Source organism: Streptomyces smaragdinus (assembly GCF_009604385.1).
Lineage (GTDB): Bacteria > Actinomycetota > Actinomycetes > Streptomycetales > Streptomycetaceae > Streptomyces > Streptomyces smaragdinus.
The window spans coordinates 13110-29542 of sequence record NZ_WEGJ01000044.1 but is presented as its reverse complement, the minus strand read 5'-3'; the positions used below and the strand labels follow the sequence as shown (position 1 = coordinate 29542).

14 protein-coding genes are annotated in these 16433 nt (G+C 70.6%); 7 read left to right on the top strand and 7 right to left on the bottom strand.

What is annotated here, in order from left to right; genetic code table 11:
* Positions 1-63 precede the first annotated feature (63 nt).
* Entirely contained in the window at positions 64-1389 is a 1326-nt protein-coding gene (locus SRB5_RS31385; protein WP_153456867.1) for a peptidoglycan recognition protein family protein, read from the bottom strand.
* 71 nt (positions 1390-1460) lie between these two features.
* On the opposite strand from SRB5_RS31385, the gene SRB5_RS31380 reads away from it, so the two are divergent.
* The 4 genes from SRB5_RS31380 (at position 1461) to SRB5_RS31365 (ending at position 7310) form a co-directional block, all read left to right on the top strand.
* Entirely contained in the window at positions 1461-2195 is a 735-nt protein-coding gene (locus tag SRB5_RS31380) for a TIGR03089 family protein (RefSeq protein WP_153456887.1), read from the top strand.
* Between the two features lie 172 nt (positions 2196-2367).
* Entirely contained in the window at positions 2368-3579 is a 1212-nt protein-coding gene (locus SRB5_RS31375) for an LCP family protein (RefSeq protein WP_323378792.1), read from the top strand.
* A gap of 217 nt (positions 3580-3796) precedes the next feature.
* Positions 3797-5569, top strand: coding sequence for an LCP family protein (locus tag SRB5_RS31370; protein WP_323378791.1), 1773 nt, complete (start codon positions 3797-3799; stop codon positions 5567-5569).
* 70 nt (positions 5570-5639) lie between these two features.
* Complete coding sequence (locus SRB5_RS31365) at positions 5640-7310, top strand: LCP family protein (RefSeq protein WP_153456865.1); 1671 nt, start codon at positions 5640-5642, stop codon at positions 7308-7310.
* 60 nt (positions 7311-7370) lie between these two features.
* On the opposite strand, the gene SRB5_RS31360 is transcribed toward SRB5_RS31365, so the two are convergent.
* Positions 7371-8390 (bottom strand): glycosyltransferase family 2 protein, encoded by a 1020-nt coding sequence (locus SRB5_RS31360; protein ID WP_153456864.1) that lies wholly within the window; start codon positions 8388-8390, stop codon positions 7371-7373.
* Between the two features lie 112 nt (positions 8391-8502).
* Here SRB5_RS31360 and SRB5_RS31355 point away from each other — a divergent pair, with 112 nt between their 5' ends.
* Positions 8503-9924: an LCP family protein gene (locus tag SRB5_RS31355; protein WP_153456863.1), complete on the top strand. Its 1422-nt coding sequence runs from the start codon at positions 8503-8505 to the stop codon at positions 9922-9924.
* Between the two features lie 280 nt (positions 9925-10204).
* Here the strand turns inward: SRB5_RS31355 and SRB5_RS31350 are convergent, their stop codons facing one another.
* Entirely contained in the window at positions 10205-10735 is a 531-nt protein-coding gene (locus SRB5_RS31350; RefSeq protein WP_153456862.1) for an acyl-CoA thioesterase, read from the bottom strand.
* A gap of 128 nt (positions 10736-10863) precedes the next feature.
* Here SRB5_RS31350 and SRB5_RS31345 point away from each other — a divergent pair, with 128 nt between their 5' ends.
* Entirely contained in the window at positions 10864-12063 is a 1200-nt protein-coding gene (locus tag SRB5_RS31345) for an LCP family protein (RefSeq protein WP_153456861.1), read from the top strand.
* 53 nt (positions 12064-12116) lie between these two features.
* Here the strand turns inward: SRB5_RS31345 and SRB5_RS31340 are convergent, their stop codons facing one another.
* From SRB5_RS31340 to SRB5_RS31325, 4 genes are read right to left on the bottom strand one after another with little or no spacing between them, the layout of a single operon-like run.
* Positions 12117-12524, bottom strand: a complete 408-nt coding sequence (locus SRB5_RS31340) for a hypothetical protein (protein ID WP_153456860.1) — start codon at positions 12522-12524, stop codon at positions 12117-12119.
* A gap of 53 nt (positions 12525-12577) precedes the next feature.
* The gene (locus SRB5_RS31335) at positions 12578-13882 is read right to left on the bottom strand and encodes a coenzyme F420-0:L-glutamate ligase (protein ID WP_323378789.1); all 1305 of its coding nucleotides are present in this window, start codon (positions 13880-13882) and stop codon (positions 12578-12580) included.
* The gene (cofD, locus tag SRB5_RS31330; protein WP_153456859.1) at positions 13879-14841 is read right to left on the bottom strand and encodes a 2-phospho-L-lactate transferase; all 963 of its coding nucleotides are present in this window, start codon (positions 14839-14841) and stop codon (positions 13879-13881) included. The genes SRB5_RS31335 and cofD overlap by 4 nt, the downstream gene beginning before the upstream one ends.
* 45 nt (positions 14842-14886) lie before the next feature.
* Positions 14887-15387, bottom strand: a complete 501-nt coding sequence (locus tag SRB5_RS31325; RefSeq protein ID WP_153456858.1) for a cysteine dioxygenase — start codon at positions 15385-15387, stop codon at positions 14887-14889.
* 583 nt (positions 15388-15970) lie between these two features.
* Here SRB5_RS31325 and SRB5_RS31320 point away from each other — a divergent pair.
* Positions 15971-16234, top strand: coding sequence for a WhiB family transcriptional regulator (locus SRB5_RS31320; RefSeq protein WP_153456857.1), 264 nt, complete (start codon positions 15971-15973; stop codon positions 16232-16234).
* Positions 16235-16433 lie beyond the last annotated feature (199 nt).

Sequence of the window (16433 nt, the reverse complement as noted above, 5' to 3'; positions counted from 1 at the left end):
GCCGGTCCCGGCCGGGGGTCCGGGGGTTGTCCCCCGGGACATGCAGTCCGGGGGGACCGACAGCTACCGCCCCTGCAGCTTCGCCGAGTCCGTCCGCGCGGTCGTCAGCTGTCCGTACAGCTTCGCGCCCGGGCAGTCCGTGGCGAAGCCGTCGCGGTGGCCGGCGATCACATGCATCGAGACCTTGCTCCCGACGGCGAACTTCCCGCCCCCCGACACCAGGGTCACCGTGGCCTTCGGGTTCGCCCCGTACAGGCCGAGCTTCCAGGCCGTGAGCTTGGCCACCGCCTCCACGGCCTCCGCGGAGGGCGCGGTGCTCGTGTACGTGCCGAGCACCGCGATGCCCATCGAGTTGTTGTTGAAGCCGTACGTGTGGGCGCCGAGCACGGCGCGCGTGACGCCGCCGGCCCGGCCCTCGTAGATCCGCCCGCACTTGTCGACGGCGAAGTTGTAGCCGAAGTCGGCCCAGCCCAGGGACTTCACGTGGTACCGGTAGATGCTGCGGAGCACGGCGGGCGCCTCCGAGCAGCGGTAGTCGTTACCGGTCGCGGAGTGGTGGACGAAGGCGGCCTTGACCGTGTCGGTGTACTTGAAAGCCTTCTCGCGTATGGACTCGTCCGCTCCCCACCCCCGCCGGGTGACGATGCCCGGGCGGGGGCCGATGAAGGGCCGCATGGCCGGGGAGAGTTCCGGGTTGAACTGCGCGGACTCGATCTCCGTGGCCTCCTTGGAGAGCGGTTCGATCTCCGTGCCGTCCTCCGAGATCAGCCCCGTGTTCACCGCGGAGGCGGTGTCGGACGCGGCCGCCGGCTCGCCCTCGTACCGCGTCGCCCGCTCCTGGGCCTCCGGGTCGGCGCCGGGGTCGACGAGCTCCACCCGCAGGCCCGCGGGCAGCGCGGTGGGCGCCTTGTCGGTGCTCGGCTCGGGGGTCACCCGGACCTGGACGCCGTCGGAGTCGCCGACCCACAGCGGCGCCGTGCTGCCCCGGTCGGTGGAGCCGCGCTCCGGGGAGCCGGCGTCGGGGGCGTCGTCGCTGTGCACGGCGAGGTCCTGCCAGGCCGACCAGTCGCCGTCGTCCCGGCCGCGCGCCCGGACCTGGACGGTGCCGTGCAGCTCGGCGGACGGATCCCGCCAGACGACGCCGACCAGGGAGAAGGGGTGTACGTCACGGGCCGGCAGCCCTATCGCCGCGGCACCGGGCGCCCGGTCCGAGCTCTCCGCGGCGAGCGGGACGAGCGGGAGGGACTGGGTACTGCCCGGCACGGCGTCCGTGACGGAGCCGGCCAGCAGGGACGTACGGGGGGACTCCCCGGCGGTGGGGAACAGCACGAGGGACGTGAAGGCGAGGGCGGCGCAGGCGCCTATCGAGGAAACAGTCAGTGGTCGCATGACTGATCCTCCGCACAGCGGAACATAGCTGTCTATTCGGGTTATTCCGGTCGGAGTAGGCTGCCGCTGTGATGTCACCCGAAGGCCTGCTCCGCGATGCCCTGTCCACCGATCCCGCGCGACCGCTGGTCACGTACTACGACGACGCGACCGGCGAGCGGGTGGAGCTGTCGGTGGCGACGTTCGCCAACTGGGTGGCCAAGACCGCCAATCTGATCCAGGACGAGCTCGGCGCCCAGCCCGGCGACCGCCTCGCCCTGCTGCTCCCGGCGCACTGGCAGTCGGCGGTATGGGCCCTCGCGGGCTGGTCCACGGGACTGGTCGTGGCACCCGGCGGCGACCCGGCCGGCGCGGACGTGGTCGTCGCGGGCCCGGAGACCCTGGAGGCCGCGCGAGCCTGCACCGGCGACCGGGTGGCGCTGAGCCTGCGTCCGCTCGGCGGGCGCTTCCCGACCCCGCCCGAGGGGTTCCTGGACTACGCCGTCGAGGTCCCGGGCCAGGGCGACCGTTTCGACCCGTACGCCCCCGTCGACCCGCAGGCGCCGGCGCTGGCTGTCGACGGCGCGGAGTACAGCGGCGCGGAAACCGTCCGCCGGGCCCGCGAGACGGCGGCCGGGCTGGGGCTCACGCCGGGATCCCGGGTGCTCACGGGGCTGGGCTGGGAGCGCTGGGAGGGCCTCGCGGCGGGCCTGCTGGCCCCGCTGGCGGCCGGGGGGTCGGTGGTGCTGTGCCGCAACCTCGACCGGCTGACGCCCGAGCAGCTCGAGAAGCGGCGTACGGAGGAGCGGGTCACGCATACGGTGTGAGCCGCCGACTCGCGCCGCCCCCGCCCCCGGTTCATCATGATCAGATGTACGCCGGAGCTGTACGCCGCCCGCCCGCGCGTCAACGCGGCGTACAACCAAGGGCCGGTCTCGGCGGTCTGTCTTCACGAGGGGCAGCCGTCCGCGGCTGCCGACGAGTGAGGGATGAGCGCAGGTGACCGTCGACCAGCAGCCGCTGCCGCCCCGCCGGGGCGGGTCGCGGGGGCGTGTGCCGCGGTGGCTGCGCTGGGTGGTGCTCGGGCTGTCGCTGACGGTGTTACTGGTCGCGGGCCTGGGCTGGTACTTCTACCAGCGCCTCGACGGCAACCTCAGGATCGACTCCGCGACCGCGCGGGAGCTGCTGCGGTACGAGAAGGCCCGGCCGCGCCCCGCCGCCACCGGCGCCCGCAACATCCTGCTGATCGGCTCCGACGACCGCAGCCGCGGCGGGAACCGCGAGTACGGCCGTACGACCTCGGGCCAGCGCTCGGACACCGTGATCCTGCTGCACATCGCCGGCGACCGGAAGAGCGCCGTGGCGATGAGCCTGCCGCGCGACCTGATGGTGCCGATCCCGAGCTGCCGGCGGGCCGACGGCGAGCACAGCGGCAAGCAATTCAACCAGTTCAACTTCGCCTACTCCTACGGCGGCGCCGCCTGCACGATCCGGGTCGTGGAGACCATGACGGGGATCCGGGTCGACCACCACATGATCGTCGACTTCAGCGGCTTCAAGGACATGGTCGACGCGGTGGGCGGGGTCGAGGTGTGCGTACGCCGGCCGATGAACGACAAGCCGGCGAAGCTGCGGCTGAAGGCCGGACGCCAGGTGCTCGACGGCGAGCAGGCGCTGGGCTACGTGCGGGCCCGCAAGACCGTCGGCGACGGCAGCGACACCGAGCGGATGGAGCGTCAGCAGGAGTTCCTGGCGTCGCTGGTGAAGAAGGTCAAGAGCGACGGCGTGCTGCTGAACCCGCTGCGGCTGGCGCCGCTGCTGGACGCGGCGACCAAGTCGCTGACCACCGACCCGGGACTGTCCGATCTGACGGAGCTGTACGAACTCGTCCGCGGCATGCGTGACATCCCGATGGACAAGGTGCACTTCCTCACCGTCCCGCGCCGGCCGTACGAGTTGAATACGAACCGGGACGAACTGGTGCAACCCGATGCGGAGAAGCTCTTCAGGGCGCTGCGCGAGGACCGCGGGGTGCCGTTCCGTTCGGAGGAGCAGGACCGGGCGGGCGGAGCTTCCGCCGGCGGGGCGGCAGGCAAAAAACTCTTCAAGGACGGGGTGGAGATCAGGGACCGGGGTCCCCTGCGATCCGGGGATCCGACGGATGATCCCACTTATAACGGGACAACGCCGACAGACGACATCTGCCGGTAAAGAAGTGCAAGAGGGGGCAAGTTAACGGTGGGGCCGGGGTGTGAGGGGGGTCGCGGGGCAGTGGAATGTGTCACTGGCGTTTCTCGTCGCAGAAGTGGCCGGATAGTGTGAGCCGATCCGGCCGTTCCCGAGGGGACGGCCCGCAATGCAGGTAAGACCTTCAGCAGCGCCCCCGGGGGGAGGCGCACCTGGTTTCCGACGTGAGGACCGAGCGACGGTGGATACGCGAGGCCGTGGGCAGGCGGGCGAGGTGGATCCCGCCGACCAGTGGGTGTACAACCCCAACACCGGCAGCTATGAGATGCGCCTGCAGCCACCCGCGCCCCGGGGGGCCCCGCGCCAGGAGACCTCCTACGGTCACGGGACGCACGGCACGGCCCGCCCGACGGTGCCCCGTCAGCGCGAGACCGCCGCGCCGCCCGGCCCGCGCCGCCGCGGCGACACCGGCGCCCCGCCCGGCTCCCGCCGGCGCCGCCCCGAGGGGCTCCAGCCCGACGGCCCCGACGGTCCCGACCGGGACGGACCGCGCCCCAGCCGCCGCCGGGGGAAGGCACCGCAGAGCGGCAAGCGCAAGGCGCTGAAGATCACCGCGATAACGCTCGGCGTCGTGCTGGTCGCCGGCGCCGGCGGCGCGTACTACCTCTGGCAGCGGCTGAACGGCAACATCGGCAGCACCGAGGTGTACGGCGAGGACAACTCCGCCGTCACCAAGGGTCCGGTGAACATCCTGGTGATGGGCACCGACAAGCGCAGCGGCAAGGGCAACGAGTCCTACGGCGACAAGAACAGCGTCGGTCACGCGGACACGACCCTGCTCTTCCATGTCGCCGAGGACCGGTCGAACGCGACCGTGCTGAGTATCCCGCGCGACATGATAACGGACATTCCGGACTGCAAGATCAAGGATGAGGAGACCGGGGACTGGAAGACCGTCCCCGGCACCCCGGCCGACTACGGCAACTCCACCCCCCGCTTCAACGAGAGCCTCGGCCAGAGCGGCCGCGACGCCGGGTGCACCTGGAAGACCGTGGAGAAGATCACCGGTCTGCAGGTCACGCACTTCATGCTCGCGGACTTCAACGCGGTCAAGGAACTGTCCACCGCCGTCGGCGGCGTCGAGGTCTGTCTCGCCAAGCCCATCAACGACGAGAAGTCGCACCTCAACCTGCCCGCCGGTAAACACACCGTGCAGGGCGAGCAGGCGCTGGCTTTCGTCCGTACCCGCCACTCCGTCGGTTTCGGCAGCGACCTCAGCCGGATCGAGATCCAGCAGCAGTTCCTCGGCTCGCTGATCCGTGAGATGAAGTCCGGTGACACGCTCACCAACCCCAAGAAGCTCTTCAAGCTGGCGGACGCGGCGACCAAGTCGCTCACGGTGGACAGCGGCATCGACGACATCAACAGCCTGAAGAAACTGGCCCAGGACCTCGGCAAGGTCCCGCAGAAGAACATCACCTTCATCACGCTCCCCGTGCTCGACAACCCGGAGGAGCCCGAGGGCGGCAAGGCCACCGTCGTCATCGACGAGGCCAAGGCGCCGCCGGTGCTGAAGATGATGCAGGGCGACGTCTCCTTCACCGAGGTGAAGAAGAAGGAGAAGGCGGCCGCCGCGAAGAAGGCCGACCCGGCGGACGTCTCGGTCAAGGTGCAGAACGGCGGAGACGTCCCCGGCGCCGCGACGGATACGGCGGACTGGCTGCTGGACAAGGGCGTCGGCAGCGCGGAACAGGCCGGTAACGACCCCGAAAAGCCCGCGAAAACCACCCTCACGTACGCTCCCGACCAGCAGTCCCAGGCCAACACCGTGGCCGCGCTGATGGGGTTGCCGAAGAGCGCGCTGAAGAAGGACGCCGAGGCACCGGCGGGGGAGCCGATGCTGCTGACGCTGGGCGCGGACTTCACCGCCCCCGGCACCCCGATCGCGGCACCGGACAAGGTCCCGGACGGGGTCCAGCAGGCGAACGCCAACGAGCAGAAGTGCGCGAAGTGACACAGCGGACGCGCTGAACGACGTCAGATCAAGTAGCAAGCCCGTACAGGGAATTCGACCGGGAGGGTCAATGGGTCGCAGCAGCGTCCGCGGGGGCGGGGCGGGAAGACACCGCGGCGGCGGCGGCGATCGCGCGTCCGACCTGGGCTGGGACGACAGTCTCTACGAGGGGGGCGACGGCCGCAGGCTGTCCACGCCGCCCCGGCAGCGCAGCTACGTACCGGGCGATGACGACGACGAGTACGACGACTACGAGGGCGAACCGCCCCGGAAGAAACGCCGCTGGGGCCTGTGGCTCGCGGCCACGCTGGCGTTCCTGATATTCGGCACCGCGGGAGCGGGCTGGCTGTACTACCGCCACCTCAACGCGAACCTCGGCAAGAAGCCGCTCAACATCGGCACCGGCTCGCAGGTCGACAAGAAGCCCCCGAACGCAGCCGGCCAGTCCGAGCTGAACATCCTGCTGCTCGGCTCCGACGACCGCTCCTCGGAGGCGAACCAGAAGCTCGGCGGCGCGCGGGACACCGCGAACCAGAAGCCGCGCGCGGACGTGCAGATGCTGATCCACGCCTCCGCCGACCGCAGCAACATGTCCGTGGTGAGCATCCCCCGCGACACCATGGTCAACATCCCCGAGTGCCAGGACCCGGAGACCGACGAGGTCTACCCGGCGACGTACGACCGCATCAACACGAGCCTGCAGCACGGCGGTCCCGGCTGCACCGTGGCCACCTGGACCAAGATGACCGGTGTGCACATCGACCACTTCATGATGGTCGAGTTCGAGGGCGTGGTGTCCATGGCCGACGCCGTCGGCGGTGTCCCGGTGTGCGTCAACCAGAACGTCTACGACAAGAAGTCCGGCCTGAAGCTGACCGCCGGCACCCACGACGTCGTGGGCAAGCAGGCGCTGCAGTGGGTGCGTACACGCTACGCCTGGGGCAGCGACCTCGGCCGGGCCGAGGCCCAGCACATGTACCTCAACGCCATGGTGCGCGAGCTGAAGGCGGGCACCAAGCTCACCGACCCCGGCCAGCTGATGGACCTGGCGGAGGCGGCGACCAAGGCGCTCACCGTCGACCCGGACCTGGGGACCGTCAAGAAGCTGTACGACCTGGGCAACGACCTCAAGCGGGTGCCGACCGGCCGGATCACCATGAGCACGATGCCGGTGCTGCCCGACCCGAACAACCCGGACGTCACGCTGGTGGAGAACAAGCCCGAGGCGGCGAAGCTCTGGCAGCTGCTGCGGGACGACTCGGCGTTCGACGGCAAGGACAAGAAGAAGGCCAAGAAGAAGACCGCGCCCACCGGCACCGCACACCCCACGGGCGACGTCCCGGTCACGGTCTACAACGGCACCGGCTTCAACAGCGAGGGACCGGTCCCCGGACGGGCCGCGGCGGTCGTGGCCTCGCTCCAGGGCCTCGGTTACGGGCAGGCCGACACGAACTCCACGCCCCGGCCCATGGCCGACACGTCGATCACGTACGGCAGCCCCGAGGAGCAGGCCGACGCGCTCGCCCTGGCCAAGGCGATCGGCCTGCCGGACCGGGCGGTCAAGGAGGCCAAGGGCACGGAGACGGTGACCCTGGTCGTGGGCGCCGACTGGCGGACGGGGAACACGTACCCGAAGACCGCCGGATCCGAGGCGCCGGAGAAGGCCCCGGACAGCGCCGATCTGCTGAACGGCGAGGACGACGAGAAGTGCATGGAGGTGTACGCGCCCTACCGCTGGTAGGAGCGTGTACGAGGAAGGGCCGGACCCCCGCGGGGGTCCGGCCCTTCCTCGTACACGGACTCAGTCCTGGCGGACCGCCTCGCGCCGCGACGCGATCACCCGGCGCGCCAGCGAGCGCGGGCTGGTCAGAAAGCCCCAGCCCCACGACATGTGCATGGTCGCCAGCGCCACGGGGATCTGCGCCCGCGCCTTCGGCGGCAGGCCCTTCCCCGCCGGGAGCGCGCCCGCCACGATGCCGGCCACATACCCGCCCGGGATGATCCAGCCGAGCGGCGTGAGCACGGCGCCGACCACGATGCCCGCCGCGATCCCGAGGACGGCGGCCGGCGGGGCCAGATAGCGCAGATTGATCGAACCGGCGTGGTAGCGAGCCACCACGTGACGCCACTTGCCGTAGTCCTTGTACTGCTTGGCCAGCGCCTTCACGCTGGGCCGCGGCCGGTACGAGACCCGCAGCTCCGGCGAGAACCAGATCAGCCCGCCGGCCTCACGCAGCCGGTAGTTCAGCTCCCAGTCCTGGGCGCGGATGAACTCCTCGTTGTACCCGCCCTGCCGCTCCAGCGCCTCGCGCCGGAACACGCCGAGGTACACGGTCTCCGCCGGGGCCGCCGCGCCGCCGGTGTGGAAGGCGGCGTTGCCGACGCCGATCCGCGACGTCATCGCGGCGGCGACGGCCCGCTCCCAGTCGTTCTCGCCCTCGGCGTGCATCACGCCGCCGACGTTGACGGCGTCGGTCTCCGCCAGCAGCCGTACGGCGGTGGCGATGTAGCCGGGCGACAGCATGCCGTGACCGTCGACCCGCACCACGACGGGGTGCCGGGAGGCCTTGATGGCGGCGTTCAGCGCGGCGGGCGTGCGGCCGGTGGGATTCGGCACCGTATGCACGCGGGGGTCCTCGCGTACGAGCTCGGCGGCGATCTCGTCGGTACGGTCCGCGGAGGGCCCGAGCGCGATCACCACCTCCAGCTCACCCGCGTACTCCTGGCGCAGGATCGCCTCGACGGCATGCCGCAGATGACGCTCCTCGTTGAGGACGGGCATGATCACGGACACGGCGGGGGGCTGACTGTACGTACTCATATCGGGGATCACCGTACCGCGAACGGGGGAATCCGGCGTGCCGGTGCCACGCCGGGGTGCTACGGGCTGCCTACCGTGGACGGTCGTGTGCTCGGACCCGGGGAGGATTCACATGGTTACGCCCACGCGCCGCCCCGGACCCCGCTGGGGGCTGCGGATCGCCGCCCTGCTGTCGCTGGCGCTGCTGGCGGCCGGCGGGGGCGGGCACCTGCTGCTGGCCCGCGTCGGCGACGGGATCGGCCGGGTGGACGCCTTCCACGGGCTGACGGAGCGGCCGGACGACGGGAAGGGGCTGAACTTCCTGGTCGTCGGCACGGACCGGCGCGACGGGATCTCCGACACCCAGCGGGCGCGCTACCGGCTCGGCGGCGCGTCCTGCAACTGCACCGACACGATCATGCTGGTCCACGTCTCCGGCGACCGTGACCGCGCCAGCGTGGTGAGCATCCCCCGCGACTCGTACGTCGAGTTCCCCCCGCACACCAACCGCGCCTTCGGCGAGGAGAACACCAGTCACGCCGGGAAGATCAACTCCGCGTACGCGCACGGCGGCCCGCCGCTCACGGTGCGCGCGGTGGAGAAGATGACGGGCGTCCACATCGACCACTATCTGGAGATCGACTTCACCGGCTTCATGAAGACGGTCGACATGATCGGCGGCGTGGACATCTGCTCCGCCCGCCCCCTGCACGACGACTACTCGGGCCTGGACCTCCCTGCCGGCACCACCCGCCTGGGCGGCGGCCAGGCCCTGCAGTACGTCCGCGCCCGGCACGTCGACGGCACCTCCGACCTCAGCCGTATGCGCCGCCAGCAGCAGTTCCTCTCGGCGGTCCTGCACAAGATCGCGGACAGCCACACCCTCCTCAACCCGGTCCGCCTCCGCCAGGTCAGCGGCACGGTCCTGGGCTCCGTACGCGCCGACTCGGGCTTCAGCGGCGACGCGATGTTCGCCCTGGGCCGGGCGATGCGGGACTTCTCCCCCCGCTCCTCGGAATTCACGACGGTCCCGATCGGCACCCTGGACCACGAGGTCCCGGGCGTCGGCGCGACGATCCTGTGGGACAAGGAGAAGGCGGACGCCCTCTTCGCCCGCATCCGCGCGGACGAGCCCCTCAGGGTCAAGCACAAGCCGGGCCACGCGATCCCGGTGGAGATCCCCCCGAACTCGATCCGGGTCCAGGTGACGAACGGCGCGGGCGAACAGGGCCTGGGCTCCCGAGTGGACACCCGCCTGGCGAACAACGGCTTCGCCACGACAGGCACCGCCCGCAACGCCCCCACCCCGGCCACCCGCACCACCATCACGTACGACCCGAACTGGACCCGCTCGGCCCACTCCCTGAAATCAGCGATCCCCTCAGCGACCCTGGTCCCCACCCCGGGCCACGGCCCAACCCTGACCCTCACCCTGTCCCCGGACTTCGACCCCACCACAATCCGCCGAGTCCGCCCGGCGGACCCCATCCTGGACGGCGCGGAAATCTGGAGCGGCTTCGCGGCCCGCACGGGGGACGCGGTGGAGTGTGCGTAGTGGAGGGCATGTAATGGAGTGTTCAGTGGAGTGCGTGTAGAGGCGGTACGGGGTTATCCCCCAGCCCTTCCGTCGCCTAGCTGCGTCGTCGGGTGCGGTTGCGCTTCCTCCGCATTCGCTCCGGGGCGACGCGGCGCTTGAGGACGAGGCGCGCAGCGCCGACTGCCGGCCGCAGGCCGAGAGCGAGAAGAACCCCCCTCCAGCCCGGCCAGCGTTTGAGGCCGAGGCGCGCAGCGCCGACGGGGTCCGGGGCGGAGCCCCGGCAGCGCAACGCAACAGCTCAGTGCTCGTACCCCTCGGCAGCCCGCCGCTCCCGCAGCTCTTGAATAGCCCGCCGCCGAGCAAGCCGATGCGTGCGCCGAATCTCCGCCTCCTGAAACCTCCGCCGATCCCGATCCGTCTCCGGCAGAACCGGCGGCACGATCCGAGGCTTCCCCTCCCCGTCCACAGCCGCGAACACCAGATAAGCCGACCCCACCTGCGTAGCGGGAGTCGCCTCGTTCCACCGCTCGGCCATCACCCGAACCCCGATCTCCATCGAGGTCCGCCCCGTCCAATTGCACTGAGCCTTGACATGCACAAGATCCCCCACATGCACAGGCTCCAGAAAAACCATCTCGTCCATCGACGCGGTAACAGCCGGCCCCCCGGAATGCCGCCCGGCCACAGCCCCCGCCGCGTCATCGACCAACTTCATGATCACCCCACCATGCACAGTCCCGAGCAGATTGGTGTGAGCGGCGGTCATGATGCTGGACAGGGTCGTACGCGAAGCCGACGTCGGCTTCCCCTCAGGGGCAGGCTGATTCATACCCCCAGCGTATGCGCCACGCCGATCCACCCCGCATCGGGGCACAAATGCGACAGATCTGCTACGAGCCCGCCCCGATTTCGAACCTCGCTGGTCCTGGCCCCGCCCGGCAGGGCAGACTCTGCCGCATGAACGACTGGCCCGATGGGTGGACCGAAGGCAACAGGCCGCGCGGCAACCACGGCGGCGGCTACCATGCCGAACCGACGCGGACGATGCCGAACGTCCCGCCGCAGTCACGCGGCGGGTACGACGACCGGGGCGACGGCTACAGCGACGGCCGCGTCTACGGCGGCGGTGGCGGCGACCAGTACGGAGGGCCGGACACCGGCTACCGGCCACGCCCGAACTGGCGCAAACGGATCACCGTGGGCCTCGTCACGCTGATAGCCGTGCTGCTGATCGTGTCGATCAGCACGTACTTCTGGGCGGACTCCAAGCTCCGCAAGGAGGTCGACCTCAGCAAGGTCGAGGACCGCCCCGACGGCGGCTCCGGTACGAACTACCTGATCGTCGGCTCCGACAGCCGCGAGGGTATGACGAAGGACGACAAGAAGCGCCTGCACACCGGCTCCGCCGAGGGCAAGCGCACCGACTCGATGATGATCCTGCACGTCGGCGACAACGGCACCACGATGGTCAGCCTGCCGCGTGACTGGTACGTCACGATCCCGCCGTTCAAGGGCTCGGAGTCGGGCAAGCAGTACGGCTCGCAGAAGACGAAGATCAACGCCGCGTACGCCCAGGACGGCGCGACGCTGCTGGTCCGGACGGTCGAGTACAACACCGGGCTGAAGATCGACCACTACGCGGAGATCGGCTTCGGTGGCTTCGCGAACATCGTCGACGAGCTCGGCGGCGTGGAGATGTGCTTCGACAAGGCCGTCAAGGACAAGAACTCGGGCGCGGACTTCGCGAAGGGCTGCCAGGACCTGAACGGCGAGCAGGCGCTGGCGTTCGTACGTAACCGCTACAACGTCGACGGCGGCGACCTGGGCCGTACCCAGAACCAGCAGAAGCTCCTCGCTGCCCTCGCGAGCGAGGCCGCGACCCCCACGACGGTCATCAACCCCTTCAAGCTCTACCCGACGATGGGCGCCGGCCTCGACGCCCTGATCGTCGACACGGACGCCTCCCCTTTCACGGTGCTCGAGATGTTCTGGGCGATGAAGGGCGTGAACGGCGGCGACGGCAAGCGCCTGAACCTCCCGACGGTGTCCGGCGGCAACGTCCCGGGCGTCGGCTCGGTCCTCAAGTGGGACGCGCCGAAGGCGAAGAAGCTCCTGGAGCAGCTGAAGAATGACGAGCCGGTGACGGTCACCAACTGACCGCCCACCACGAGGGCCCGGTACCGCTGGTACCGGGCCCTCGTCGTATGGCGTCAGACGGTGTCGGAGCGATCGGGCTGCAGCAGGGGGACGATGGCCTCCAAGGCGTCCAGATAGCGACGGATCTCGCTGCGGGCTGAGGGGAACTTCTCGGCGGCGGCCATCGCGTACCAGCGGTTGAGCGTCAGCTGATGGTCGTCGGCCATGAGGGCGCGGATGCTGATCGGGGCCTGAGCCTCGAGATGGGCCTGAACCCGGGCGTCACGTTCCGGATCCGGCTTCATCTTGGCGCTCCCGATCTGCTCGTCGACACGGCCGAGCGCGTGCTGAAGACGAGCGGCCGCCTTGTACTGGTGGACGAGGCCGGTCTGATACTGGCCGATGAGTCGCTGAGCGCCGGGCAGGCACTTCTGGGTGATCGCTTCCCGATGGTGGTTCGCGGTCTCGAGGGCGTCGTTCATGCCCTTACCAACGATCGGATGATCCAACGGATGCGGTCGTTGTGAGCCCCTGCCTACCTGACCTCCACAAACCCCTCCACCCCCCGCCCCGCCCGCGCCCGCGGGGGAGCCGCCGCGTGACCGACGGCGACCGTGCCCATCGGGTCCCAGCCCGCCGGCAGGTCCAGGACCTCCCGGACGACGTCCCGGCAGAACATCGTCGACGACACCCACGCCGACCCCAGCCCCTCAGCCGCCAGCGCGACCAGGAAGTTCTGGACCCCCGCGCCCATCGCGACGACGAACATCTCGCGCTCCGCCGCGTTGCGGCCCGCGTCGGGGTACGTGTGGGCGCCGGACGTCTCCAGGCACGGGACCACCAGATACGGGGCCCGGTACAGGACGTCGCCGCGCTTGACCCGCTTGGCGATCGACGCCTCCGAGAATCCCGACAGCTCCCGCAGATCCCGGATCCACGCCTCCCGCATCGCGTCCAGCAGCCGCACCCGGACCTCCGCGGACTCCAGCAGCACGAACCGCCACGGCGTCGTGTGATGCGGCGCCGGCGCCGTCACCGCCGCGGCCACCGCCCGCCGGACCGCCGCGCCGTCCACCGGAGCCGCCGTGAACTCCCGTACCGTCCGCCGCTGCGTCACCGCCTCCCGGATCGCCTCCGAGGTGCCCAGCCGGAACATGTCCTGCGCCGCCTCCCGCACCAGCGCCCGCGCCCCCGCGCCGTCCTCCGGGGTCACGACGTGCGCCAGCCCGCGTACGACCGCGACCGGCAGCCCGCCCGCCTTGCCCTTCACCAGGTCACCGGCCGCCGCCAGCTCGTCGGCGGTGGCGACCACCGTCACCCCGAGCGGGTTGCCGTGCGAATCCGTGGAACCGCGCAGGTCGTCCAGCACCCGCACCCCCGCGGCGCCGATGCCGACGTCCGTCAGCCCGGAGCGCCAGGGCCGGCCGAAGGTGTCCGTGATGATCACGCCCACGTCCACCCCCAGCACCTCGCGCAGCCCGGCGCGCAGCGCGCGGGCGGAGGCGTCGGGGTCCTCGGGGAGCAGCAGCACCGTGCCGGGCTCCGTGTTGGACGCGTCGACCCCGGCCGCCGCCATCACTAGCCCCAGCCGCGTCTGGACGATCCGCGTCGGCCCCCGGCGCGCCACGACCCGTACCGCCTCGGCGTCGATCGCGGCCTCCCGGTCCGCGGCCCGGACGATCCGGCCCTCCGCCTTGCTCACGATCTTCGACGTCACGACCACGACGTCACCGTCCGCCAGCTCCGGCCCGGCCCCCGCGATGAGCTTGACCAGATCGTCGCCGGGCCGCACCTCGGGGATGCCGGGCAGCGCCCACACCCGGTACGCGGGCGCCGTCACGCGCGGACCTCCCCGGCCAGCGACAGCGCCTCGGCCGCCATCGCGGCGGCGGCGTCCCGGTCGCTCATCATCAGCGGGACGGCCCGGCAGCGGATGCCGGCCTCCTCCACCGCGTCCACATGCCCGCCGTCGACCTCGTCGACCAGCCAGCCGTCGATCAGCCCCGACCCGTAGTGCAGCGCCACGGCCGCCGCGGTGGACTCCACCCCGACCGCCGCCAGCACCTTGTCCGCCATACCCCGCACCGGCGACCCGCCCACGATGGGCGACAGCCCCACCACCGGCACCCCGGCCTCGGCGATCGCCTCCCGGATGCCGGGCACGGCCAGGATCGTGCCGATGCTCACCACCGGGTTGGACGGCGGGAAGAGGATGACGTCCGCGTCCGCGATGGCCTGCAGCACCCCGGGCGCGGGCTTCGCCGAGTCGGCGCCGACGGGGATGATCGCGTGCGCCGGGAGGCCGGCGCGGTGGCGTACCCAGTACTCCTGGAAGTGGATGGCCTTGCGCTCCCCGTCCGGCAGCTCCACCAGCACATGCGTCTCGACCCGGTCGTCGGTCATCGGCAGCAGCCGCACCCCCGGCCGCCACCGGTCGCACAGGGCCTCCGTCACCGCGCTCAGCGGGAAGCCGGCGGCGATCATCTGCGTACGCACGATGTGCGTCGCGAAGTCCCGGTCGCCGAGCCCGAACCACTCCGGCCCGACCCCGTACGCGGCGAGCTCCTCCTTCACCGCGTACGTCTCGTCCGCCCGGCCCCACCCCTGCTCCTCGTGGATGCCGCCGCCCAGGGTGTACATCACCGTGTCGAGGTCGGGGCAGACCTTGAGGCCGTGGAGATGGATGTCGTCACCGGTGTTGCCGATGACGGTGATCTCCGCGTCGGGGGCGGCCTGCTTCAGACCGCGCAGAAACCGGGCGCCACCGATACCGCCCGCCAGAACCACAATGCGTCGCATGAGGGACAGTCTTGCAGCCCGGTGTGTCACCTCCGGGTGCGGTGGTCAGGTCAGGGGGAGTCCGGCGGCGCACTGCTGTACGCGCATCGGCATCTCGGTGAGCCCGGGGAAGTACACGTGCAGGCTCACCGCCGGGCTCAGCTGGTCGTTCACGACCTCGTGGGCGTACCCCGGCGCGAACACATGCCGCGCGCCGGGCGCGAGAGAGCGCCGGCCCGCGCTCGTATGCTCGGTCAGCTCCCCCTCCAGGACGGCGTACACGCCGGACGACGGGCCGTGGTCGTGCGCCCCACTGCCCTGCCCGGGGAGCCAGCTCAGCAGCCACACCTCGTAGCCCGGGCCCGTACGCAGCCGGTGGTACCAGCGGCTGGCGGCGTCGTACCGCACCAGCGGCGCCCAGCCGGCGCGGTCCTCGGCGATCCGCCGGGCGAGCCCGGCGAACTCGGCGACCGTCGACGGATGCACGGGGGCGGGCGGGCGCAGATGGGGGCAGGCGAGCGGGTCGCCGCCGATCTGGATGTCGGTGAGCTGCGCGTAGCTGTACATCAGGGAAGGGGTCCTTGGCCTGGTGCCGTCTGCTGTCGGGGATGGCGCGCGACTCGGGGCGCGCCCGGGGGTGCTGGAGCTCAGCGGGAGCTACGACAGCACTGACAGCGGCAACACAGACGGGACATGTCGTCAAGGACAGCGGGCCCGACAGGGGCTTGTCAATCTCATGCCGCGATTGTCCGAAATCTTTCATCCGTTGGGGGGGTAGGGCGAGGCGAAAGGTTTTGTCAGCGCGTTGTACGGACAGGTGGCGCATCATCCGCGACGCCAAACGCCGTTGCCGTTCTGTGATCCCATCGTGATCAAGGTCGCATCGGCGGGCGGCCGGAAACGGCTTGATCCGTTCGTTCGTCTCTTCCTCTGTGGGGTGCCGTTCGAGGGGAGGGCTATGAAGGTGTCATGGTTTCGGCTGATATGAACACTTTCTCGGAGGGCTTGGTTCTGCAGGGTGAATAAGAGGCCCAATAGCAGATCGCGGCTTGACCCGCGGCGAGCGCCGCACTTGTAATTTCACTCGTGTCGTTCAGGCCATTTGGTAACGAAGACGTCACGGGGTAGCAAAGACCGACGAGGGGCGCACATGACCGAGCTGTTCGAGCAGGTGTTGGTCGAAGAGGCGGACGAGGAGCTCGGCTGGCAGGAGCGGGCGCTGTGCGCCCAGACCGACCCCGAGTCCTTCTTCCCGGAAAAGGGCGGTTCCACACGGGAAGCGAAGAAGGTCTGCCTCGCCTGCGAGGTCCGCTCCGAATGCCTCGAGTACGCCCTGGCGAACGACGAACGCTTCGGCATCTGGGGCGGCCTCTCGGAACGCGAACGCCGGCGCCTGAAGAAGGCGGCGCTCTAACCGCAACGCGGGGGTCCGTGCCCCGGACGGCGATGGGGGCACCCCCTGCTCGAGCGAAGCCGAGAGCTTGGGGGAGGGTGGGCACAGCGGACCGCAGCCATCCGCGCCGGACGTCACCAGCACGTACGCCCGGCGCAGCCGAAAAATACGTCCGGAACCCTGACCAGGCGTACCACCCCAAACCCCCACCCCCCAACGG